We start from the raw sequence: 23,203 nt of genomic DNA, 5'->3' as shown, positions 1-23,203 counted from the left end.
TATTGGGTTGGGCGCAACTACACGGTGAGATCATGGCGGCTAAGAAACTTGAGTTAGAAGCGATGTCCCTTGACGATCTCTGGTCGCTTCATGAGGAAATCAGCGGGATCCTGTCTGACCGGATCAAGGCGGAAAAGAACGAGCTGGAAAAGCGCTTAGCGGCACTTGGGGGCGGGATGGCTGTTTTGGCGGATTCGAGCCCGGCAGGCGCGTCTTCGACCGGCAAGCCGAGACGCAAATATCCTCGGGTGCTGCCGAAATATCGGAATCCGCAGACGGCCGAGACCTGGTCGGGACGTGGTAAGCGGCCGCGCTGGTTGGTTGCCGCAATGAAGTCTGGCCGGAGAATTGAAGAGTTTCGCATTGGCGAAGCAAGTCCGAAGCTTCGCCAGCGCGCGTGACTAATCGGTAATTGGCAGGAGTGTAAGGGCCAATAAGAGGCGCTACTCGCATGATCTGTGCTCTAGTAGGCATTGCGCCCTCGCAAGACCTCTACCGGAGTTCGCAGGAGGATTGCGAGATCCAACCCAAGACTCCAGTTGTCGATGTACCAGAGATCATATTGGACACGTGTTTCGACCATGACTGCTGTGGGAGTGGCGCCCCGGCAGCCATGGACTTGAGCCCAGCCAGTCAATCCCGGCCTGACCCGGTGCCGAAGCGCGTAGTTTCGCACAAGCTTGTCAAATTCACTGTCGTGAGCCACGGCGTGAGGACGCGGGCCCACGAGCGACATGCTGCCATCGAGAACGTTTAGCAGTTGCGGCAATTCATCGAAGCTCATTCGGCGCAGCCATTTGCCGACGCGGGTAACGCGTCGATCGGCGCGGTTGGCCTGAAGGATTACGGGCCCGTCCTCGAGCACACGCATGGTCCGGAATTTACGGATCAAGAAGATTCGGCCGTTAAAGCCACAGCGTTGCTGCCGAAAGAATACAGGACCCGGGGAATCTAACTTGATCGCCACCGCGGTGAGCGCAAGCAGCGGGGCGAGCATCACCAATGCGAGGCCCGCACCGATAACGTCAATCGTCCGCTTGATCGCGCACTCCAGCGGTGTGAGGGGGCCACGCTGGAGCTCTACACAAACGGCGCTTCCAAGACTCCGCTTGGGGTGTCGAAGCAATTCGGATGTCGTGCCAACGGGCACGAATATAATCGGGAAGGGCAAAACGCGCAGATCGGCAACAAAGGCTCGCAGTTCGGGCCATCGCTCCGGTTCAGCTTCCACCACCACCTGATCAAGATGGCAAGTGCGGATGTAGTCGATGACGCGCGTCGTGAGCCGCCTTCGGCAGGCAGGACCGAAGCCTAACGGAGGCAAGCTGAACCGTTTCTTGACGAGATACCCGTGCATCGACAAGGTCTCGGACAATCCCACGTTCTTCGCCAATGGTTGATCGCTGATCAGAACAATGTTTGTAGTGGCGAACCTCCTGCCGCTCAGGGCCCTTCCGAGAAGCACCTTGACTCCCCACCGTTCGCCCAAAAGTAAGCTCAGGCTCAAGACCGCGAAGAGCAGGCCTGGGTGCTGAGAGGTCTCCGGGCGAATTGCGAAGCCGTACACCGCCAAGATGAAAAGTACTGAAGACATCCAAGCTAAACAGACCGCGCGCATCTGGTTTCGGAGGACGAGGAGCTCAACCGGCTGATAAAGGCCGTAGGTCTTCAGCAGGCAAACGAGACAAGCTGCGCTAACCAGCGCCAAGCCAAGGGCGTTGGCCAAGTTGGCCGCGGCTTGCCCATACTGAGCTTGGTAAAGCAATGTAGAGACGAGACTGGCGAACAGAATAGTCGCAACATCAGCACCGAGCACCACGTGCTCGATCGCGTCATAACGGAGGGGCCATTTGGGCTCGCGGAATACCGTCGGTTCGGGACTGAGGCGATCCGTAACCTCCCGATCGGGGAAATGTCGGTTCACGAAATTCATGTGCCGGGGGCTCTGCTATTTAATATTTAATTATTTATTAATTAATCGCGCTTATCAAGCAAAAACCCGGGTTCCGCAAATTTAATGGCGTGCGCCCCTTTGTCGCCGATCTGCGATCGTGGCGTGGGCTGAGGCGCGGCTCTTGAGGTTATCGAGAACCCCTTTGCGAACTCTGCGCGTGCACCTGGTCGAGGAACGTCGGATCGAGTTCCGAAATCAGGCCTTCGAAATAGATCTTACCATCAGCCGAGGCTGACCGGTACGCGGTCACAAGGGCTGGCTTGAGGGCAGGGCGATGCCTAACGACGAGGCTGACGTCCCGTTTGATCAATTCCCGCAGGTCGGGCTCCCGCACCATGACATCTGCGGCGAGTGCGACCGATACGCGCAACGGAAGCAGGTCCAAATCATTCGGCGCAGTATAGTATGACATTCTGAGCATCGCTGCCGTGTTGGGCTGGGGCGAACTGTGCTTCGACGTCGCCGCGAGCAAGAGCCAAATGTCGCCGCGGAGTGGCGAAGAGCGCAATGCACGGGCAAACTCGTCCGAAGTCATGGGAGGAGCTGTCCTTTGTTCGTCGGCAGCCAGAGCTGAATCCCGGTTGAATGTTGATTCCCCTCGGATCAACAAATCTTTGCGCGCTGCCGCAAGGGAAATCGTCTTCGACATCGCGCTCGGCCCTGCTGCTGCAGTCGACAGAACTGCCGGCAAAGACGATCTTGCACCGAGATACCGCTCAGGAAGGGCCATCCACGCTGCCTCCACGATCAGCACAATACCAAGTACCATCAGGCTAACGCGGGGCCAAATGGCGACTACCGTTGGGGTCGACGTTCGGCGAGGCGCAGGTGCTTGAACTGCAATTTGGTCAGACGTCGCTTTCGGCTCAGAAGATATGGCGTCACGTCCTGCGTCGGAGAGGCTTTGACCGAACGCCAGCCCAAGAAGCGCAGCGAACAGAAGCGATGCTCCTAAACCCAGAATACCATGATCGGAAAACGCGAGTATCGTCACTGCAATCAATGCACCGGCGCCCAGCGCTGGGAAGACGTAATCGTAAGCACGCGACAGAGCACGTCTGATCAGCACAGAAGCGCAGAGCAAGGCAGCAACCACGACCGCGCAGAGAAAAGCCCACCCCATGTCTATAACGATCGTGGCGGCGGCGGTTGGTCTTTCCAGCGAGTCGCCAACTCCGGCGTCCTGATAAATCGGCAAAAGTACCGTCGAAGCACCCGCACCGGATCCTGCCGGCGCGACGTCCTGCAGCATCCGTTCTGTCGCGGCCTGACTGCTCATTGACAAGACGATCGTCAGATCGGTGTTCGTTCTGAAGGGAATGACCGTAGCCGTGGCAATGAAGACAATCGTGGCAGTCGCAAGGACGCCAGCGGTACCCCACAATCCCGGGAACCACCTGCGAACCGCGAACACCGAGAGCAAGATTTCTGAGCCGAGGAGGGCCGAGACGAGTGCAGTTGAGTTGCCCCGAATGAGCAGCGCCGCCATACAGACAATCAATGCGATGGTCGCGACGGACAACGCAGGGAGAGGGCCTAGCGCAATTGTTCCTGGCCGACTGCGTCGGAGTATTTGATCGACCGCACGAATTGCCGTTGCGCAGGAGAGCAACACACCGAGCACCGCGACGGTTGAGCCATCGGGCCCAGCCACACCGGTTATTTCCCTGCCGAACCACAAGGCGGTAACGATTGTGGCTATCGACAGCAGAATATGTAGCAGTCGCGCTGCGCGATGTCGGTCAAGCGCGATGACTGCTGCAGTGAGACCTGCAGCAAGCACGGCGCAATACTGCACGAGCGAGAACATGGTCGCCGTGGTGTCGACTGTGATTTTTTCGGCGAGGGGCTCGTTTAAGGTCGCCGATGCAGTAGCCCAAATGGGATTGCCGAGTTTGCCAATCGGCATCGGCACCGCCTGCAAAGCCATCCAGAGCGCCGGAGCCGCGAGTACAACGACGAGACTAGGACGGAGCAGTTTAGCAAGCCCGAGGGAGGAGGGAGGTAGAAAGATCGCGACCGTTAGCGCCGCTGTTGCGAGTACCACCGATATCAATACCCAGGCCTGCAGGCTTTCTGGCATTGCAAGCGCCGCGGCAATCGCCACCAACTCGGCCAATATGACAAGCCGGACCATCATGTGAACACCCGTGGTGTTGTGCGGTCACTCCGCTGGTCCCTCAGGCCAGCTAAAGGGGCAGGCCGCTATGAGCGAGCCTCAAGAGCCAGAAAGACCATAACGGATGTAATGGCTATCATGGTAATAGTAGCTCCGATGACCGTCATATCGAGCCATCGCCTTGGTATCGGTCTTGCTGAGAACTGCCCCAATCAGAGATTCGTGAACGTTTGGTGCCGTGTGCAGTGCGTGTTGCACGACATCAATCTTGGTCCGGCCCCATTCAACAACGAGAATGTAGCAGTCAATCAGGGATGAAGTGGCTCGAACATCCACCAACGGCGTCAAGGGCGGAAGGTCGACGATGATGTAGTCATACTCGGCTCGTAAACGGTCGAAGAGTTTGCTTATCGAGTCCGCGCAAAGAATTTCGCTGGTGTGGAGCAAAGGTCCGCGACGCACGGCGGGCAGAAATGCAAGATTGGTCGTCGGGTCCCTCCAGACAACTTCGGCGAGCGACCGGCTACCGTTTGCTACTTCGATGATCCCGCAGGCCGCCTTGGGCGCGAAGATGCCGGTTAGTGACGGATTCCTGAGGTCGCAATCGACGATGATAGCTCTTTTGCCGGTGTGCCCGATCAACTGTGCGAGCGAGGCTGCAATCGTGGTCTTCCCCTCATTCGGTAACGCAGAGGTAATGCCGACGACCTGGGAAGAGATTTTCGCCGGGTTGTGGTCGATCGCTAGCTTGATGGAACGAATGGCCTCCGTATATCGAGATAGTGGCATCCCGACCACGGTCTGATGAATTGCGGTTGGAGACGAGGCTATCCGTCGCTGAACATCATCATCGGTCTTCTGAAGGCGGATTGGTGGTTTGGGAGATTTGCGGGCCGGCAACAACGGGACCAAAGATAGACAAGGCAACTCCAGTACGGTTTCCACCTGTGAAGAGGTCCGAAAGACGCGGTCCATGAGGTCTCTGAGGAGCGCCAAGCCGATGCCCAGCGCGAGACCGCCGAGAATGCCAAACGCCAGGATCAACCTTGCTTTCGGCTTGCTCTTGCTCGCCGGCGGCGAAGCCGGAAAAAGTACCCGCGTATCCGAGGTGGGAAACGTCTCCTGCTGTGTAGAGCCCATGTAGCGCTGAAGGAAGGTCTCGTACAAGCTATGCAGGCCCTTTGCCTTGCTTTCCAAGTCCTTGATGGTCAGCTCAGCAGAATTGACCGAACGGGATTGCGAAACGGCTTTGGATAATTGCTTTTCGATCTCTTCCTGGCGCTGTTTGGCCAGTTCGAATTCGCTTCGGCTGACCTCGGCAAGTCTCTTGACCTCGTCAAAAATGGAGACGCGGAACTCTCGCGCGCGGTTCCGGATATTGACGACTGCCAAGTGGTCACGACCGACCCTCGCGGCCAACTCGGCCTCCCGTCTGGTGAGCTCCAGATATTGCTGGCGTAGCCCGGTAATAATCTGGCTGTTAAGCGCATCCGTTCCAATAGCATCCAGATTGTCTATCGAGGACGGCTTTTTCGGGTCGACGGCAAGGAGAGTTTCATAACGAGCCAACTTGGCGGTGGCTTCAGATGTCTGAGCACGTGCGGCGGCCAATCGATTGTTGATCTCCGTGATCTGCTGCTCGTCGATGGGCTTTCCACCCAGAGAAACAATGTTGTTCTGAGCCTTGTAGACGTCGACGGCACGTTGCGCGGCGAGGGCTTGGTCCCCCAGATCACGTAGCCTCTCCTGCAGCCAACTGGTTGCCTTGCGATTGGCGTCGAATTTTGCATTGAGCTGGTCTGCAACATAAGTGTCGGCTATCGCATTCACGATCTCCGCGGCCCGAGCTGCGTTGCTCGAGCTGTAGCTGATCTCAATGACCCGGCTGTACCCGACACGTCCAGCGGAAAGCCGACTGAGAAATGCGTCTACGAGAGTGTCCGATGGTTCGCCATTCGTCTCGGGTGGCGCATCCTTCTTCGATCTAGTCGAGGGCCATGGCCAAATTCGTTGCCAGAGCGCCTGCAAAGAGAGGCCGGATGCACTAAAGTCCGGATCCTCGGCCAGTTTCAACTTGTCAATTACTGCAACCGCATTGGCCTTTGATCTCAGGAGCTGAAGCTGTGTCTCGATTTGACTGAGATCGAAGGCCGGCTCGGCGAGGAGTGATTGCTGCTGGACAAATTGAGGCCTGGGATTGGCCAAAAGGATCTGAACCTGCGCCGTATAGGTTGGGGAAGCCACACGGAGATAGAGCAAGCTGGCCGCAGTGGCGAGTACGGCGGTAACAAGGATTACGAGATACTGACGCCGTAGAAGCCCGATGCCGAAATTGATGACGTCGGTGATCCCTCCACCGTCCGCCTGGGCGGGTTGCGCCGGTCCGTTCACCGGCAGCCGCATTCTATCCGCATGTTGAAGATTGTTCTGAAGCATCACGTACCTGTCCGACGATTGGTCACATTGCGCCCGCCCGTCCGCAGGCGGCATTTAAAGCGATCTGCGAGATGGTATGAAATTATATACCTTATAAAAACCTGCTTGCCAAATTAAATAGACAATATATTAATCGAAGCGGAGATGAAAAATGCAGGTGTGGCGGCTTTGCTCAAAGGGGCGTTTGCTAATGCCCTGAGATTTCTGTGACTTGCAGGCTGATCTAACGGCTTTCGCCGAAATCGTGCGACGGTTTCGTGGTTGATTGTGAGCGTGAAGATTAATCTCGACGGGGATTATGGTCCGCCTCAACGAATTGAGAGCGGACAGAAGGGTACCCAATGTTGGAGCTGCGATCCTTGGCGATCCCTGATGTCAAAGTCATTCGCACAGATCGGTTTTCCGACGCCCGCGGTTACTTCTCTGAGACCTTCCAGCGATCAGCGTTTGCAGAGAAGGGAATTCTCCATGACTTTGTTCAAGACAATCAGTCCAGCTCGGATCAGATCGGCACGGTGCGCGGCCTGCACTTCCAGCGGCCGCCGTTCGCCCAGGCGAAGTTGATACGGGTGTTGAGCGGGGCGATTCTCGATATTGCAGTTGACCTCCGGCGTTCATCGCCCAGCTTCGGCAAGCACATCGCGATACAGCTGGATAGTGAAACCGGCGAGCAGGTGTTCATCCCGAAGGGGTTTGCGCACGGCTTCTGTACGCTGCAGCCCAAGACCGTCGTCTTATACAAAGTCGACCAGGTCTATGCCCCAAGTCATGACGGTGGCGTTTATTGGGCTGATCCAAGGTTAGCGATCGAGTGGCCCGTGACGTCCTCAGAAGCCCATGTGTCGCCAAAGGATCAGACTCTTCCTACGCTCAGCCAGCTCGGTTGCGTTTTCGACTAGTGGAGACGAGTAGAATGCGTATCTTGGTGACCGGCGGAGCGGGCTTTATCGGTTCTGCGGTCTGTCGCCGTTTGGTGCTACAGACCGGTGCCGCTGTGATCAACATAGACAAGTTGACGTATGCAGCCAATCTGGCTTCGCTCGCGAGCATCGAGAAGCTGGAGACTTATGCGTTCCTGCAATCCGACATCTGCCATCGCGCGGCCATGGATCTTGCGTTCGCTGACTATGAGCCTGACGCGATCATACATCTGGCCGCCGAAAGCCACGTCGACCGCTCCATCAACGGACCCGACGCCTTCGTCAATACCAATGTGGTTGGCACCTACACGCTCTTGGAGACGGCCAGAGCCTACTACGAACGTCTACCGGCTTCGAGGCGGAGGCACTTCCGATTCATCCATGTGTCGACAGACGAAGTCTACGGCTCGTTGGGACCAGATGATCTATTTCGCGAGGATACGCCCTACAGGCCGAGCTCGCCCTATTCGGCGAGCAAGGCCGCCGCGGACCACCTCGCACTCGCGTGGTTTCGGACCTACGGCCTGCCGGTGATGGTGTCGAACTGCTCGAACAATTACGGGCCGTATCAGTTTCCGGAAAAGCTCATCCCGCTGACGATTCTCAATGCGATCGACCGGAAGCCTCTGCCGGTCTATGGCGACGGAAGGAATATCCGCGACTGGCTTCACGTCGATGATCATGCCGCGGGCTTGATACGACTTTTGCACGAAGGAAGGCCCGGCGAGAAGTACAACTTCGGCGGAGATGCCCAGCGATCCAACCTGGAGGTCGTCACCCGGATCTGTGACGTTGTGGATCGCTTATCTCCGGGCGCGGGGTGCAGACGTTCTCTCATTACGTTCGTGCCGGATCGTCCCGGGCATGATGCCCGCTATGCAATAGACGCATCGAAAGCACATCGCGAGCTCGGCTGGAAACCGATCAGAACCTTCGAACACGGCCTGTTCGAAACCGTCGGATGGTATCTCAAGAACCGCGCCTGGTGGGAGCGTGCTCGTAGTGGGGTCTATGACGGCTCGCGTCTGGGTCTCCTGGCCGCCCAAAACTGAGGTGGAGATGACAGATCGACCAATCCTCTTTGCCGGACGGAATGGTCAGCTGGCAATGTGCCTTCGTGATCTTGCCACAACGCGCGGTTTGCCTGCGGTGGCTCTCGGGCGCCCAGAACTCGATCTAGAGAATCGGGAAGGTATCGACAAGCTCATTGCGTCGATCGGGCCGTCTGCGATCATCAACACGGCCGCCTATACGGCGGTAGATCAGGCCGAAGCTGAAGCGGCGAGGGCCTTCAGCATCAATCGCGATGGCGCGGCCGCGCTGGCGGATGTCGCGTGGCAAATGAACATTCCGCTCATCCATCTCTCGACCGACTATGTATTCGACGGTGCGAAACCCGAGGCGTACGACGAAAGCGACATTCCGGCGCCGTTGAACGTCTACGGCGCATCCAAGCTTGCCGGGGAGGCTGCTGTATTGGCAGCGCACCCGCTCGCGACCGTGATCAGATGCTCCTGGCTTTACAGTCCCTATGGCAGCAACTTCGTCCGAACGATGCTGCGGCTATGCGAGACGCAGCAGGTCGTAAGGGTTGTCAGCGACCAACATGGTAACCCGACTTACGCGTTCGACCTCGCAGAAGCCGTCCTTCGGATCGCTCAGCAATCACTAACCGACGATCGCAGGGCCACGGCCGGCATTTTTCATCTCGGTGGCCAAGGCGAGGCAAGCTGGTACGATTTTGCGCAGGCAATCTTTCACGAGTGTTCCCATCGTGGAGCGCGGATTCGGGCGCTCGAGGCGATCACGACTGAGGAGTTTCCGACCGCTGCGCGCCGGCCTCTGAACTCGCGTCTGGACTCATCCAAGGCCGAACGCGTGTTCGGGATCCGCTTGGCGCCTTGGCGCCATTCACTCCAAGCTTGTCTGGACCAGCTGGTCGGAGAAGGAGAAACCGATGCTGAAGGGAATCGTGCTGGCTGGCGGCAGCGGAACGCGCCTCTATCCGATCACACGAGTGGTCAGCAAGCAGTTGCTTCCGATCTATGACAAGCCCATGATCTACTATCCCCTGTCGACGCTGATGCTGGCAGGGATCCGCGAAATTCTGATCATCACCACGCCGTCGGATCGGTGTCAGTTCGAGGGATTGCTAGGCGACGGCAGCCAATGGGGGATCAAGCTTAGCTATGCCGAACAAACCCGCCCCGCTGGTCTGGCAGACGCGTTCATTGTCGGGGCCGATTTCATCGGAAGCGATCGCGTGGCGATGGTGCTTGGGGATAATATTTTCTTCGGCGATGGCCTGAGCGAGTTGCTTGCCAGGGCGGCAGGTCGCGCGGAAGGCGCAACCGTCTTTGCCTATCACGTGCGAGACCCAGAACGGTACGGCGTGGTCGCGTTTGATGAAGCGGACCGCCCCGTGTCGATCGAAGAGAAACCCAAACGGCCGGCTTCGAACTGGGCAATCACGGGGCTGTATTTTTTCGACAACCGCGTCGTCCGCTACGCTCGCCGTGTCGAGCCATCGGCGCGCGGCGAGCTCGAGATTACCGATCTTCAGATGCGTTACCTTTCGGCCAATGCGCTCCACGTTGAACGCATGGGGCGGGGATTTGCGTGGTTGGATACCGGCACGGTCGAATCTCTCATCGACGCAGGAACGTTCGTCCAGACCCTGGAGAAGCGGCAGGGAATGAAGATTGCGTGCCTCGAGGAGGTCGCGTTCAGACTTGGCTTCATTGATCGCGATCAACTTCTAGCGTTGGCTCAACCATTGGAGAAGAGCGGCTACGGCAAATATCTGAGCGAAATCACGCGACTGCCGCAGTTTGCCTCGCGTTAGCACCACTCGGCCGATATCGAATCTGAGTTAAATTAATGTATTGAATTGACCGCAGTTTAAAAGACAATTAAAATATTGAGAGGCGATTATTTATTTAATCGGTATGCTCATGCTGGTTCAAAAGGCGAACGCCTTCGGCCGGGGAACTCGGCACGTTCTTTGGGAGCAGGATGTTCCAGCCCTTTGGCAGGAATTGCCGGTCGCGAGCGCTTTCGCGGGTTTCGACGCACTTGGCCTCTGGGCTCCGCGGGGTGTTGATCGGTCAGTAAGCGGGGCATTCGCTCCAGGGGGGGACGTCTCGTTCTTCGAACGGACGTCTCGGGCCGACTCGGCGGGCTTGCGCGGCGTTTTGCCCGCTCTCTTCGCTGCACCTTCCCGGTCGCGATTGCCTGCGCTACTATCTTCGACGTCTTTGACGAGCGGTCATAATGGCCTGACGCCAACGCTCTCATTTGTGGCGAGCGAAGCGGCGCGGAAATCACAATCGACTTCCACCCCAGGCGCCACTCACTGGGTGCATCCGATTGACGGAGCCTGGAATGTCGCAGCGAACTGGAGCGCCGGGCTCCCAGGCACCATCGACGCTGCGTTCCTCGATGCAGCCGGAACGTATGTCGTCACGAGCTCGGGCGGTGTTGATATTGGGAGTCTAATCCTCGATGCAGGTGCGACGCTTTCGTTGGATGCCGGCTCGCCATTTATCGTCGAACGCGATGTGCTGAACAATGGGACAGTCGAGGTTGGAGCGTTCCTCGGCAATCGCATTCCGACCGGGGAGTTCAGGGGTGACGTCAGCGGTACTGGATCTTTCGAGATTGCAGACAAGGCGATCTTGGAGATCGGAGGTTCGGTTTCCGGCCAGTTCTTGAATGGATCGTTCTCCGGCATAACGGTGTCGTTCGAAACGGGAACTGGCACGCTTGTCCTCGATCAGTCGGCCAACTTCCACGGCTTGATCGCGGGTTCGTCGCCGGGAGCGCCGCTTGCGCCAGGCAACCTCATCGACTTGAAGGATCTCCCCTTTACATCGTCGATGTCGGCGACCGTCCAATACGACAATAGCTCGAATATCAGCACGGTCGATTTCAGCAACGGTGCGGCCAATGTCTCCCTGCTGTTCTCGGGGATGGACTTGAATTGGAATTTTGAAAGCGATGGGCAGGGAGGCACCATTGTTTCCGATCCGCCCACGAATCCCATTGTACTGGAAAACCAGAAGCCAGGTACGCCGAAGAGTGTCTGGCAGATTCAGCCGGGCGAGAATTCAACTCTGACAGAAGGATTTGCGACAGCAATCAGCACCAATGTCGGAGGGACGGTCCAATTCAAGATCAACAACCTGACCGGCAACCCGAACTATCGCGTCGATGTCTACCGGCTCGGCTATTACGGCGGCGATGGTGCCAGGCTGGTTACGAGCCTGCAGCATCAGGCCGCAACGGCGGTCGTCCAACCCGATCCATTGCGCGATCCGTCGACCGGGCTCGTCGATGCCGGCAATTGGAGCGTGACCGATTCCTGGAGCGTACCGGCCGATGCGGTCTCGGGCGTCTACATAGCCAGCGTCGTCAACGGCACCGAGATTTTCCAGATCCCATTCATCATAAGGAACGACGCTTCGCACAGCGACATCGTCCTCCAAACAAGTGATCAGGACTGGCAAGCCTACAATGGCTGGGGAGGGGCCAACCTATATTTCGGGAATGGTCCGGGCGTCCGTGGATCAGCCTACGCGGTCAGTTACAATCGCCCCCTCATAACGCGTGACGGCGAGGGAACTTTTTCCGAGGGGGGAGACTCCCCGTTCACGGCTGAGTTTGCGGCCATTCAGTGGCTCGAGCAAAACGGGTACGACGTTTCTTACATTTCGGGAATCGATGCTGCGACAAACGGCTCGTTGTTGCTCAATCACAAAATCTTCATGGACGCGGGGCACGACGAGTATTGGACCGAAGCTCAGCGTGCCAACGTACAGGCCGCAGCGCATGCTGGCGTGAACCTTGCATTTCTCACAGGCAACGAGATCTATTGGAAAACAAGGTTGGCACCCAGCATCGATGGCAGCGGATCAGCCAATCGCACACTCATTAGCTACAAGGATACGCACGCAAATGCGTTGATTGATCCAACAGGACAGGCGACCGGCAATTTCTCTGACCCGCGGTTCGGTCCGCCTCTCCCCTCGAACGAGTTGACCGGTACATTGTTCGCGGTCAACGCATTCCGGTACGATACGATCACGATACCGTATCCAATGACCCAGTTGCGCTTCTGGCGCAATACGGCTGTCGCGCAAACGTCACCCGGGCAGACCGCCTCGCTCGTACCTGGCCTGTTAGGCGTTGAATGGGACACGGCGCCGGACAACGGATTTCGCCCAGCGGGGTTGATGAGTGTCTCATCTACCACATTGCAGGTGAATGGACAGCTTCTCCTCGATTATGGCAACACGTTCGCAAACGGCACGGCAACCCACAATCTCGTGCTGCATCGGGATCCCGTCAGTGGCGCACTGATATTCTCGGCCGGTTCGATCAACTGGCCGTGGGCGCTTGCAAGCGACCACGACGGACCTGCGACTCCGGTAGACCCTAATGTCCAGCAGGCGATGGTCAACCTTTTCGCTGATATGGGCGTTCAGCCGGCGACGCTGCAAGCAAACCTGACGGCCGCGATTCGGTCGACCGACACCACGGCGCCGACGTCTAGTATCGGCAATCTCTCGGCTGCCAGCGTTGTCGAGGGGCAATCGATCACGGTGACGGGGACGGCCAATGACGCGGGCGGAAAGATTGCCGGCGTCGAAATTTCCACAGATGGTGGAAACACCTGGCACCCAACCAACAGCAATGTCGGCGCGGCGACCGTGACCTGGTCATACACGTTCGTCACAGGGGCCAAAGGGACCTATAATCTCAAAACCAGGGCGGTCGACGACAGCCTGAACCTGGAAACATCCGGTGCGGGCGCAACCTACACGGTCACACCATCTTCCAACCTGACACTCTTCAGTAGTACCGATACGCCTGCGTTGCTCTCAGACAGCGACTCCGCCTCGGTTGAGCTCGGCGTCAGATTCGTCCCGGCCGTGTCGGGGAAGATCACCGGCATTCGCTTCTACAAAGGGCCTCAGAATACTGGCACCCACATCGGAGATCTCTGGACCGCAAACGGCACGCTGCTTGCGAGCGCCACCTTCACCAACGAAACCGCGAGCGGCTGGCAGCAGGTCAATTTCGCCACGCCTGTGAGCGTGAACGCTGGCACGACGTATGTTGCTTCCTACCACGCGAACACCGGTCACTATTCGTCGACCGACTTCTACTTCATCGGTTATGGAGGCGTTACGAAAGGTGCGCTCACCGCGCCGGGTAGCAGTCTCAACGGTGTCTATGCCTATGGCAGCGGCCCGACCTTCCCCAGCACCGTTTCCTCCACGAAGGCCCCGAATTACTGGGTAGACGTCGTTTTCGATGATTCAGGCGTGGCGTCGCCACAAGCTAATGGCGACAGTGGCTTCACAGTTACCCAGAATGGCTTGCTGAATATTGCGGCATCGACGTTGCTTGCGAACGACACCAACCCGTCCGGGCTGGCTTTCTCGCTTACCAGCGTCGGTAACCCGGTCAACGGAAGCGTAAGCTACAACTCGCAGAACCAGACGGTGACCTTTGCTCCTACCGATGGCTATGCCGGCGCGGCGAGTTTCACGTACACGATCACAGACACGAGCGGCCAAAGTGGTTCCGGCCAAGTGTCCCTCAAGGTCAACTATCCGGTCTCCTCGCAGAGCCTGTTCGGCACCAATGATGCGCCAAGCGTCCCCAATTCCGGGGATACCAGCCCCGTCGAAGTCGGAGTCAAGTTCACCGCATCGGTGAACGGGACGATAACCGGCCTGCGCTTCTACAAGGGATCGTTGAATACGGGTCCCCATATTGCGGATCTCTGGAGCTCGACCGGAACTCTGCTCGCGACTGCGACGTTCACGAACGAGACAGCCAGCGGCTGGCAGCAGGTCAACTTCTCTACGCCTGTGGCGATTACGGCAGGCACCATTTATGTCGCGTCTTACCATACCAACGGCAATTATTCCGGTACCCAGAACTATTTCACGACATCGCTTGCCAACGGGCAGCTAACAGCTCCGGCTGGCAGCAACGGAGTCTATGCCTACGGATCCGGAAACACGTTCCCGACGAATACCTTCAAATCCTCGAACTACTGGGTCGACGTCGTCTTCAACGGCTCCTCTAGTCCCAACAATACGGCGCCAACTGCGGTCGCCGACACCGGTGATGCCACCGAGAAGGGCGGCGTGAGCAACAGCGTCGGTGGCACGGCGGCGACTGGCAACGTGCTGACCAACGATACCGATCCCGACGCGGGCGACACCAAGACGGTCACCGCCGTCAGCTTCGGCTCGACCGGCGGCACACTCGGTTCAGCGCTGTCTGGAGCGCACGGCAGCCTTGTGCTCAATGCCTCGGGCGGCTTCACATATACGGTCAACGAGACCGATGCGGCCGTCCAGGCCTTGCGGCAATCGACCGACACGCTCAGCGATATCTTCAATTACACGATGCGCGACGCCGCCGGCGCCACGGCATCGTCCACACTCACCGTCACAATCCATGGCGCCAACGACGCGCCGGTGCTGGCCGCCCAGACCGGCAATCAGACCGCAACGGTCGGTACGTCATTCTCGTTGACGCTGCCTGGGGGTACCTTCACCGACGTCGATTCCGGGGATTCGCTCGCCTACACGGCGACAGCCGCCGACGGCACGGCACTTCCCGCATGGCTGACCTTCAACGCCTCGACGCGGACCTTCAGCGGTACACCAACGTCCAGCAATGTTGGCACCCTCAGCATCAAGGCCTCGGCCACCGATCTCGGCGGCCTGTCAGCCAGCGAGACGTTTGATCTCACGGTGACGACAACGCCCTCAACCGTGAGCCTGTTCTCGAGCTCGGACACGCCGGCCATCCTGTCGAATTCCGATGCGTCGCAAGTCAATCTTGGCGTGAAATTCACGTCCTCCGTGGCCGGCACGATCACTGGCGTCAAGTACTACAAGAGTGCAAACGACCCCGGGACTCATACGGGCTCGTTGTGGAGCAGTACCGGCACGCTGCTGGCGAGTGCGACGTTCACCAACGAGGGCAGCAGTGGCTGGCAGACCGTCACATTCAGCAATCCCGTGTCCATCTCGGCTGGCACGACCTATGTGGCGAGCTTTCACAGCAATGGTCATTATGCGTCCACCACCAACTACTTCACCACCGCGCGCACCAGCGGTCCACTCACGGCTCCTGCGAGCATCAACGGCGTCTACACCTACGGCGCCGGCAATCTGTTCCCGACCAGCACGTACAACGCCAGCAATTACTGGGTCGACGTCGTCTTCAACGGAACCAGCGGCAGCAACCAGCAACCGGTGGCTACGACTGACAGCGGCTTCCACGCCACTCAAGGCGTCCCTCTCACTATCGACGGGGCGGCACTGCTTGCCAACGATACCGATCCGAACGGAGACGCTCTGACGATCACTGGCGTGAGCGGTGCCGCTAATGGGACCGCCAGCTTCAACGCCCAGAACAATTCGGTGACGTTTACGTCAGCGAGCGGCTTTACCGGGCCGACTTCTTTCGACTACTCCATCTCAGACGGCCGTGGCGGCACTGCAAGCGCCTCCGTCAACGTGACGGTGCATGCCCCATCGTCCAACGTCGTTAGCCTGTTCAGCTCCAATCCCACGCCGAGTGTTGTATCGGCCAACGATGGCCAGGCGATCGAGGTTGGTATGAAATTCCAGGCCTCCGCCCCAGGTGATATCATCGGGCTACGCTTCTACAAGGGACCGTCCAACACGGGTACGCACGTTGCCGATCTGTGGAGCAGTACCGGCACGCTTCTGGCGACGGCCACGTTCACCAACGAAACGGCGAGTGGCTGGCAGCAGGTCAGCTTCAGCACTCCGGTGACGATCGCGGCGGGGACCACGTATATTGCGTCTTACCACAGTGCGGGGGGCTATTCTGCGGATCCAAACCTCTTCGCCAGCTCCCTCACGAGTGGACCGCTAACGGCTCCGTCGTCGTCGTCGAGCGGCGGCAACGGCGTTTACGCGTATGGGACCGATAGTTTGTTCCCGACGAGCAGTTTCAACGCGACGAGTTACGCCGTAGACGTCCTGTTCAGACCTCAGCTAGCAGCATAGGAGACGTAAGATGCACGCCGAACTTTATACCGATGGAATCGAAGAAATTACCGTCAGTGGAACCATCGTCCGCGTCGATCTGGTCAGTCTTTCACCGACAGAGCGTGACGCCAACAACGCTCCGAAGCGCGTATTTTCTCAGCGGCTGATCTTTTCGGTCGAATCTTTCGCTAACTCGGTCGACGTAATGCAGAAGGCGCTCCAGGGCCTGGTCGATGCGGGCGTCGTCCGGCGGAACCAGCCAGCTCAATCGCACAACGGTGCGTCGGGAGTACGTGATGCGCTGGCGCACAACACACGGTCTCTGAATGTCTCTTCGAACTTCCGCTGACATCGATGCCGCTGGCGGCGCGAAGGACCGGGTTGCGGACGCGCCCGCGCCCGGATTGTCGACCCAGACGGCATTGGAATGCCTGTCCAAGGTTTCCAGTCACCATGGCATAGATCTGCCGGTCGAACGCTTGAAGCATGCGTATGCGGTAGCCGGCCCGCTCTCGTTGAATCTCCTGCTGCGCATGGCGAAGGATGCAGGCCTGCGCGCGAGGAGCACGAAGCTGGATTGGGGCGCGCTGATTCATCTTGGAGAGGCCTATCCGGCGCTGGCGAGGCTCGCCAATGGCAACTGGATCGCCGTTCTTGGTGCGGGACGGCGAACTGATGGCACCGAGGTCGTCAGCATCTTCGACCCGCTCGCCGACCGCAAGCACGAGGTCTTGGTTGTCGAGCGCGATCGATTCTGTGCGCAGTGGGCCGGTGACACGATCCTGATCAAGCGCGAGCAGTTGACACAGGATGGCCGAGGGAGTTTCGGCCTCCGGTGGTTTGTGCCGGAACTGCTTCTTCAATGGCGGCTGTTCAGGGACGTCGCCATTGCCGCCATCCTGCTCTATGCGTTGGGCCTCGTCATCCCGATATTTTTCCAGCTCGTCATCGACAAGGTTTTGGTTCACGAAAGCTTCACCACTCTGTACGTACTCGCGGTAGGAGCGGCCGTAGCGCTCGTCTTTGACGCGATATTCGGCTTTCTGCGGCGCTACTTGTTGCTATATGCGACCAACAGGGTCGACATTCGCGTCGCTACGAAGACGTTCGGTCATCTCCTCGGGCTACCGGTTACGTTTTTCGAGCACATGGCCGCCGGAGTCCTGGTCAAGCACATGCAGCAGGCGGCGAGGATCCGTGAGTTTCTGACCGGGCGCTTGTTTCTGACGACCCTCGATGCGCTTTCGCTGTTCGTCTTCCTGCCGGTCCTTGCGCTTTATAGCGTCAAATTGACTTTGATGGTCCTGGCCTTCACCGCCGCGAGCGGCGCCGTCGTCGGCCTGCTCATGGGTCCATTTCGACGACGACTGTACGATCTATATCAAGCGGAAGGTGCGCGGCAGGCTCTCCTCGTCGAAACAGTTCACGGCATGCGCACCGTGAAGTCGCTGGGGATGGAGCCAGCGCAGAGCAGGGTTTGGGATAGCCGCTGCGCGCAGTCCGTGACCATGCGATTCGGTGTCGAGAAGATCTCCGCAGGCGCCCAGGCGCTCACCGGATTTCTCGAGAAGATCATGACGCTCGGAATCATCTCCGTCGGGGCACTCGATGTCTTCGCCGGCGAAATGACAATCGGCGCGTTGGTCGCCTTCAATATGCTGGCCGGCAGGGTCTCCGGACCGCTGGTCCAGCTCGTGACCATGGTGCATGAATACCAGGAAGTGGCTCTTGCCGTGAAAATGCTCGGCGAGGTGATGAATCAGAAGCCTGAGCGCGACGGTCGGAAAGATGGGCTGCGGCCCGACCTTGCCGGCAAAATCGAGTTCGAAAGTGTCTCTTTTCGCTACGGATCCGAGGGATCCCCGGCGCTTGATCATGTCTCCTTCACCGTTGAGCCAGGATCGATCTTCGGGATCGTGGGACGGAGCGGCTCAGGCAAGACGACTCTCACCAGGCTGATTTCGGGCATGTATCCGGTGCAGCAGGGGCTGCTGCGCATCGACGGATATGACTCGAGGGAGCTCGACCTCGCGCATCTGCGCCGAAACCTTGGGATCGTCCTGCAAGACAATTTCCTGTTTCGCGGGACGATTCGCGACAATATCGCCTGCGTGAAACGTGATGCCACCTTTGCCGAGGTCGTCGCTGCAGCTCAGCTCGCAGGCGCCGACGAGTTCATCGAACGGTTGCCGCGTGGCTTCGACACCATGCTTGAGGAGGATGCATCGAACCTGTCCGGCGGGCAGAAGCAGCGGCTCGCGATTGCGAGAGCTCTGATCGTCAATCCAAGGATCTTGATTTTCGATGAAGCGACGAGTGCCCTCGATGCCGAAAGCGAAATGATCATCAGGCGCAATCTCCGCCGTTTGGCGGCAGGACGTACCGTTATCGTCGTCTCGCATCGGTTGTCGATGCTGACCGAAGCAAGCCAGATCCTGGTGATGGACCGCGGCCGAATCGTCGATATGGATCGCCACGACCACCTCCTGTCGAAATGCACTATCTACAGGCATTTGTGGAATCAACAGATGAAGCAGATTGCATGAGGGAGACTGGTCCATCACGCGCGGATGTGAATCCGAACGGTCTCGCTCCGGCCAGATCGGTCGAGCGCCGCCGCAAGCTATTCAGGCCAGTACCGAGGCGAGCGCCAGTCATCGCCGAGTTCCAGTCCGATGCGACCGAACTCGAGCAGCAAGCGCCACCGCGGCTCGCGCGCTTCATCCTTTACGGCGTACTTGCACTAATTGCTTTCGTGGTCATCTGGGCTTCCGTTTCGCAGGTGGAGATGATCGTCACGGCGCAGGGAAAACTTACCACGACGCGTCCCAACCTGGTCGTGCAGCCGTTGGAAACGTCGGTCATACGCGAGATCCACGTCAAGGCCGGTGATCGCGTCAACCGCGGCGACGTTCTGGCGACGCTCGATCCGACGTTTTCGCAGGCGGATTTCGACCAACTGCGCGGCAGAGTGGCTGGATTCGATGCGTCGATCGATCGTCTGAGCGCTGAATTGAACGGAATCGAGTATGCCGTCAAAGAGCTGACGAACGCGGATCAGATCCTGCAAGGCAAGTTGTTCTTGCAGAGGAGAGCCGCCTACGAGGCGCAGATTCAGAACTACGACGCACAGATCGCTTCCGCGCAAGCCAATCTCAAGACAGCACAGAATGAAGAGGCGGTTCTCCTTCAGCGGCTCGACACAATGCGTTCGATTGAAGCGATGCGGACCACGCTGATGGATAAAGAGGTCGGTTCGAGGCTGAACTTCCTGCTGTCTCGCGATGCTCGGCTCGAGGTCGAAAGCAATCTGGCGCGTGTTCGCGGCAGTATCGCCGATAGTACCCATCGGCTCGAAAAGGCCCGCGCTGATCAGAAAGTGTTCGCCGAGGAGTTTCGTCGCACCACCTATCAGGAACTGGTGGAGACGCTGCCGAAGCGCAATAGCGCGGCAGAGGAATTGAAGAAGGCCGAGCTTCGTCGACAGTTGATCATCCTGCAGGCGCCGGCAGATGCCGTGGTGCTGGATATCGCGAACCGGACAGTCGGCTCGGTGGTTCGCGAGGCCGAAACGTTGTTTGTTCTGGTTCCGCGCGACGTGCCGCTTCAGGCGGAGGTCAACGTCGAGGGGCGGGATATCGGTCAGGTGGCGCTCGGACAGTCGGTTCGGATCAAGTTCGAAGCGTTTCCCTTCCAGAAGTATGGAACTGCAACGGGAGAAGTCCGCGTCATCAGTCAGGATACGTTTTCCCCGGATACGAAGGCCGAAGGTGCGCGCCGCGCGCCAGCTCCCTATTACCGCGTACTGGTCGATTTGTCGGACACGCACCTTCGGCTGCCGGCTGAACGCATTCAACTGATTCCGGGTATGGCGGTGACGGCCGAACTGAAAGTCGGCAAGCGCACCGTGATCTCCTACTTCCTCTATCCATTGCTACGCGGACTGGATGAAAGCATCCGGGAGTACTAGGTAAATCAGCGTAGATGCCGGTTCAGGTAGATCAGTCCTCATCCGGAGAGGGCGCGCGCTCGCGAGAGTCGAACTACGCCCTTTGAGGCTTGGTGCTGCAGCCCGAACATGGCCGCCGGGCGCACACCCATCGTCTGGATGGATGTTTCCCGACCAGTAAAATCGCTCGCAGGAGGCGTGATCTCCAAACGCTCAATGTGTTGCTTGTCTGTCCACCTGCCGCCTGAGAGCACTAGGCCTTAGCAGATACTTCGTCCAACGTCCCTCAGCTGACTGCACTTCAGGGCCGAAGTATGCCTTCGGGGTGGCATTACAGGCGATTGTCGAAGAGTGCTGCGCGCGCTGTCGGGTGCGCGTGTCGGCACTTGCATCGAACTGACGGAGGAAGTCGCGGCGGTGGAGGGCAAGAGCGCCGCACGCTGTTTCATTCCATATCGTCAACCGCGGGGCCGAAAGCTTCAAAGTCGCGAACAAAAACCGCGAGAAAATAGGGACGGATCTAAAATTTTAATTTATTTATCTTCTTGAAAATAACCGCCCGGACGGTATTATAGAATAATAATTAAATGCTGTTTCGATTGAATAATACATTTTTCTGCAGAGGGTTGCGGTGCGTGCGTGGATGTTTGCGATGGTCCTTCGATACTCAAGGTATGGCCGACACCGTCGATCTCGCGAGCGCGGTTGTGGGCTGGCCGGCGTTCGACATCTTCGCATGCGCAGTGGGCGTCGCCTCGTATGTAGTTCCACCGCGAATGGCCGGACCGCATTTGTCAGGAGCCAAGTCGCGTGTGGTGGCGGTACGTCACCTTGTTCGCATGTCAAACGCATCTATGAAGGACTCGCGTTATGATTTTCGTAACAGTCGGAACGCAAGTGCAATTCGACCGTCTGATCCGAACGGTCGACGAATGGGCCGGTGCACGCGCAAGGAGCGATGTTTTCGCTCAGATCGGGCCATCAAACTATCCATTCAAGCACATCCGTACCGAGCGGTTCATTGACCCAAGTCGATTCAAAAGTTGCGTCGAGGCGGCAAGCGTGGTGATCGCTCATGCAGGCATGGGCTCCATTATCACCGCCCTCGAGCTCGGAAAACGAATTATCGTCATGCCACGCCGTGCGAGCCTGGGTGAACACCGAAACGATCATCAGATCGCAACGGCAAAACAGTTCGCCGCGCAAGGCCGTATTGAGGTCGCTTTCGAAGAACGGGAATTAACGGACAAATTGGATCAGTTGGACATCGTCAATCGATGCGAACGCCTCGGTGGTGAAGCATCGCCGCAGCTGATCACGGCAATTCGGAGTTTCATCGAAACGGGACATGTTCGTTCCGGACCTAACAGCGCTTCAGCTTAGGCGGTGGATATGAAAATACAATACGGCCGAGCCTCTTCTCCTGTCCAGTCGTGCCGTAACGATGACGGAGACCTCCGCCTAAGCCAGCAACGAAGATTGCCAAAAGCGCACCGCCCTGCTCGACGTCGCCATGGCAACCGTGAGCTGGAATGTCCTAGACACACTGCGCGTCTGTCCGTGTTCACTTGGCCGCGGAGGTCAGCGGTGTGGCCATCGCCAGGACTGTCGAACTAACCTAGCAAGTTGAAAACCTCACGCGAGTTTTGATCACTGGTGCAGTTATGTCGAACGATACAGTTGGCATTGGGGTTGTCGGATACGGCTATTGGGGACCGAACCTGGTCCGCAATTTCGCTGCTCATCCTTCGGTACGTCTAGTTGGTATAAGCGACCTTGATCCGGAGAAGCTCGCGACCAGCAAGCGTCTTTATCCGGGAGCGATAACGACGTCCTGTTACGACGAATTGTTCAAGAACCCGGCCATCGATGCCGTGGCCATCGCTACGCCGGTTCATACACATTATGAATTGGCGCTATCCGCGCTCAAGGCGGGAAAGCACGTTCTGGTTGAAAAGCCGCTGGCACAAAGTTCAGATCTGGCCCGACGCCTGATCGATGAGGCAGCTCGGCGCGGTCTAATACTGAGCGTGGATCACACTTTCGTCTATACGCCGGCCGTGCGGAAAATCCGCGAGCTCTTGCTTAAGAAGGAGCTCGGTGAAGTCTATTACTACGACAGCACGCGGGCCAGCCTTGGCCTGTTCCAGAGCGACGTCAACGTGATCTGGGACTTAGCGGTGCACGACATTTCGATTATCCACCATATCTTGGATGAGAGGCCTGTTGCAGTTTCGGCGACGGGATCGTGCCATGTGGCCGGCTCGCCGGAAAGCATGGCCCATATCACATTGTTCTTCGATAGCACATGCGTTGCCCATATCAGCGTCAACTGGCTCTCGCCAATCAAGGTCCGGCAGATGTTCATTGGAGGCAGCAAGAAGATGATCGTCTATGACGATCTTGAACCGACGGAAAAGATCAAGGTGTATGACAAGGGTATCACCGTGGACGGCCCCTCCGATCACGCCCATCAATTCCGGATCGGTTATCGGGCTGGAGATATGTGGGCGCCCCACGTCGCTCCTAAGGAAGCGCTGCAGGTCGAGGTCGAGCATTTCATCGCTTGTGTGCGCAATGGGACGCCACCGATCTCGAGTGGCATGTCCGGACTGCGGGTGATCGAGGTCCTGGAGGCTGCATCTCGGTCGATCGCCGAACACGGCAAGCCGGTCCTACTGAAACGGCAGGAGTACAGGAGTCCGGAACGTGCGACGGCCACGGTTTGAAGCATTGGCGGGCGACACGGTATCCGCGAACAGCGCGACGGTCTCG

General features: G+C 58.2%; 14 protein-coding genes. 11 read left to right on the top strand and 3 right to left on the bottom strand.

What is annotated here, in order from left to right; translation table 11 throughout:
• Nucleotides 1-32: 32 nt before the first annotated feature.
• Entirely contained in the window at nt 33-401 is a 369-nt protein-coding gene (locus I6F21_RS13980; protein WP_036013596.1) for an H-NS histone family protein, read from the top strand.
• Between the two features lie 62 nt (nt 402-463).
• Here I6F21_RS13980 and I6F21_RS13975 read toward each other — a convergent pair whose 3' ends face one another.
• The 3 genes from I6F21_RS13975 to I6F21_RS13965 form a co-directional block, all read right to left on the bottom strand.
• Nucleotides 464-1,933: an exopolysaccharide biosynthesis polyprenyl glycosylphosphotransferase gene (locus I6F21_RS13975; RefSeq protein WP_036029161.1), complete on the bottom strand. Its 1,470-nt coding sequence runs from the start codon at nt 1,931-1,933 to the stop codon at nt 464-466.
• Nucleotides 1,934-2,081: 148 nt separating this feature from the next.
• Entirely contained in the window at nt 2,082-4,094 is a 2,013-nt protein-coding gene (locus I6F21_RS13970; protein WP_225183263.1) for a hypothetical protein, read from the bottom strand.
• Between the two features lie 78 nt (nt 4,095-4,172).
• A complete protein-coding gene (locus I6F21_RS13965) occupies nt 4,173-6,509 on the bottom strand; it encodes an AAA family ATPase (RefSeq protein WP_225139955.1) in 2,337 nt (778 codons plus the stop codon).
• A gap of 341 nt (nt 6,510-6,850) precedes the next feature.
• Here I6F21_RS13965 and rfbC point away from each other — a divergent pair, with 341 nt between their 5' ends.
• From rfbC to I6F21_RS13915, 10 genes are all read left to right on the top strand, one after another.
• Nucleotides 6,851-7,408, top strand: a complete 558-nt coding sequence (gene rfbC / locus I6F21_RS13960) for a dTDP-4-dehydrorhamnose 3,5-epimerase (RefSeq protein WP_036029165.1) — start codon at nt 6,851-6,853, stop codon at nt 7,406-7,408.
• 14 nt (nt 7,409-7,422) lie between these two features.
• Nucleotides 7,423-8,481 carry a dTDP-glucose 4,6-dehydratase gene (rfbB, locus tag I6F21_RS13955; RefSeq protein WP_036029219.1) on the top strand — a complete coding sequence of 353 codons (1,059 nt, stop codon included), beginning with the start codon at nt 7,423-7,425 and terminating at the stop codon, nt 8,479-8,481.
• 7 nt (nt 8,482-8,488) lie between these two features.
• Nucleotides 8,489-9,478 carry a dTDP-4-dehydrorhamnose reductase gene (gene rfbD / locus I6F21_RS13950; RefSeq protein ID WP_225139924.1) on the top strand — a complete coding sequence of 330 codons (990 nt, stop codon included), beginning with the start codon at nt 8,489-8,491 and terminating at the stop codon, nt 9,476-9,478.
• Nucleotides 9,387-10,274, top strand: coding sequence for a glucose-1-phosphate thymidylyltransferase RfbA (gene rfbA, locus I6F21_RS13945; RefSeq protein WP_109143414.1), 888 nt, complete (start codon nt 9,387-9,389; stop codon nt 10,272-10,274). The genes rfbD and rfbA overlap by 92 nt, the downstream gene beginning before the upstream one ends.
• A gap of 514 nt (nt 10,275-10,788) precedes the next feature.
• Nucleotides 10,789-16,497 carry a DUF4082 domain-containing protein gene (locus I6F21_RS13940; RefSeq protein ID WP_225139925.1) on the top strand — a complete coding sequence of 1,903 codons (5,709 nt, stop codon included), beginning with the start codon at nt 10,789-10,791 and terminating at the stop codon, nt 16,495-16,497.
• A 10-nt stretch (nt 16,498-16,507) separates the two neighbouring features.
• Nucleotides 16,508-16,828 (top strand): hypothetical protein, encoded by a 321-nt coding sequence (locus I6F21_RS13935; RefSeq protein ID WP_057029412.1) that lies wholly within the window; start codon nt 16,508-16,510, stop codon nt 16,826-16,828.
• Nucleotides 16,806-19,025 carry a peptidase domain-containing ABC transporter gene (locus I6F21_RS13930; RefSeq protein ID WP_225139926.1) on the top strand — a complete coding sequence of 740 codons (2,220 nt, stop codon included), beginning with the start codon at nt 16,806-16,808 and terminating at the stop codon, nt 19,023-19,025. Before I6F21_RS13935 ends, I6F21_RS13930 begins: the two co-directional genes overlap by 23 nt.
• The gene (locus I6F21_RS13925; RefSeq protein ID WP_225139927.1) at nt 19,022-20,449 is read left to right on the top strand and encodes an HlyD family type I secretion periplasmic adaptor subunit; all 1,428 of its coding nucleotides are present in this window, start codon (nt 19,022-19,024) and stop codon (nt 20,447-20,449) included. The genes I6F21_RS13930 and I6F21_RS13925 overlap by 4 nt, the downstream gene beginning before the upstream one ends.
• Nucleotides 20,450-21,298: 849 nt before the next feature.
• Entirely contained in the window at nt 21,299-21,811 is a 513-nt protein-coding gene (locus tag I6F21_RS13920; protein ID WP_225139928.1) for a glycosyltransferase, read from the top strand.
• Between the two features lie 281 nt (nt 21,812-22,092).
• A complete protein-coding gene (locus I6F21_RS13915) occupies nt 22,093-23,157 on the top strand; it encodes a Gfo/Idh/MocA family oxidoreductase (protein WP_225183262.1) in 1,065 nt (354 codons plus the stop codon).
• Nucleotides 23,158-23,203: the final 46 nt, after the last annotated feature.

The sequence above is a fragment of the Bradyrhizobium sp. NBAIM03 genome, from assembly GCF_020194055.1.
Taxonomy (GTDB): Bacteria; Pseudomonadota; Alphaproteobacteria; order Rhizobiales; family Xanthobacteraceae; genus Bradyrhizobium; species Bradyrhizobium yuanmingense.
This window is presented reverse-complemented; position numbering and strand designations above follow the sequence as displayed.

What these genes read in the sequence shown, in the direction of transcription:
- I6F21_RS13980 (WP_036013596.1), top strand. Translation starts at nt 33, where the DNA reads ATGGCGGCTAAGAAACTTGAGTTAGAAGCGATGTCCCTTGACGATCTC.
- I6F21_RS13975 (WP_036029161.1), bottom strand. Translation starts at nt 1,933, where the DNA reads ATGAATTTCGTGAACCGACATTTCCCCGATCGGGAGGTTACGGATCGC.
- I6F21_RS13970 (WP_225183263.1), bottom strand. Translation starts at nt 4,094, where the DNA reads ATGATGGTCCGGCTTGTCATATTGGCCGAGTTGGTGGCGATTGCCGCG.
- I6F21_RS13965 (WP_225139955.1), bottom strand. Translation starts at nt 6,509, where the DNA reads ATGCTTCAGAACAATCTTCAACATGCGGATAGAATGCGGCTGCCGGTG.
- rfbC (WP_036029165.1), top strand. Translation starts at nt 6,851, where the DNA reads ATGTTGGAGCTGCGATCCTTGGCGATCCCTGATGTCAAAGTCATTCGC.
- rfbB (WP_036029219.1), top strand. Translation starts at nt 7,423, where the DNA reads ATGCGTATCTTGGTGACCGGCGGAGCGGGCTTTATCGGTTCTGCGGTC.
- rfbD (WP_225139924.1), top strand. Translation starts at nt 8,489, where the DNA reads ATGACAGATCGACCAATCCTCTTTGCCGGACGGAATGGTCAGCTGGCA.
- rfbA (WP_109143414.1), top strand. Translation starts at nt 9,387, where the DNA reads ATGCTGAAGGGAATCGTGCTGGCTGGCGGCAGCGGAACGCGCCTCTAT.
- I6F21_RS13935 (WP_057029412.1), top strand. Translation starts at nt 16,508, where the DNA reads ATGCACGCCGAACTTTATACCGATGGAATCGAAGAAATTACCGTCAGT.
- I6F21_RS13930 (WP_225139926.1), top strand. Translation starts at nt 16,806, where the DNA reads ATGTCTCTTCGAACTTCCGCTGACATCGATGCCGCTGGCGGCGCGAAG.
- I6F21_RS13925 (WP_225139927.1), top strand. Translation starts at nt 19,022, where the DNA reads ATGAGGGAGACTGGTCCATCACGCGCGGATGTGAATCCGAACGGTCTC.
- I6F21_RS13920 (WP_225139928.1), top strand. Translation starts at nt 21,299, where the DNA reads ATGATTTTCGTAACAGTCGGAACGCAAGTGCAATTCGACCGTCTGATC.
- I6F21_RS13915 (WP_225183262.1), top strand. Translation starts at nt 22,093, where the DNA reads ATGTCGAACGATACAGTTGGCATTGGGGTTGTCGGATACGGCTATTGG.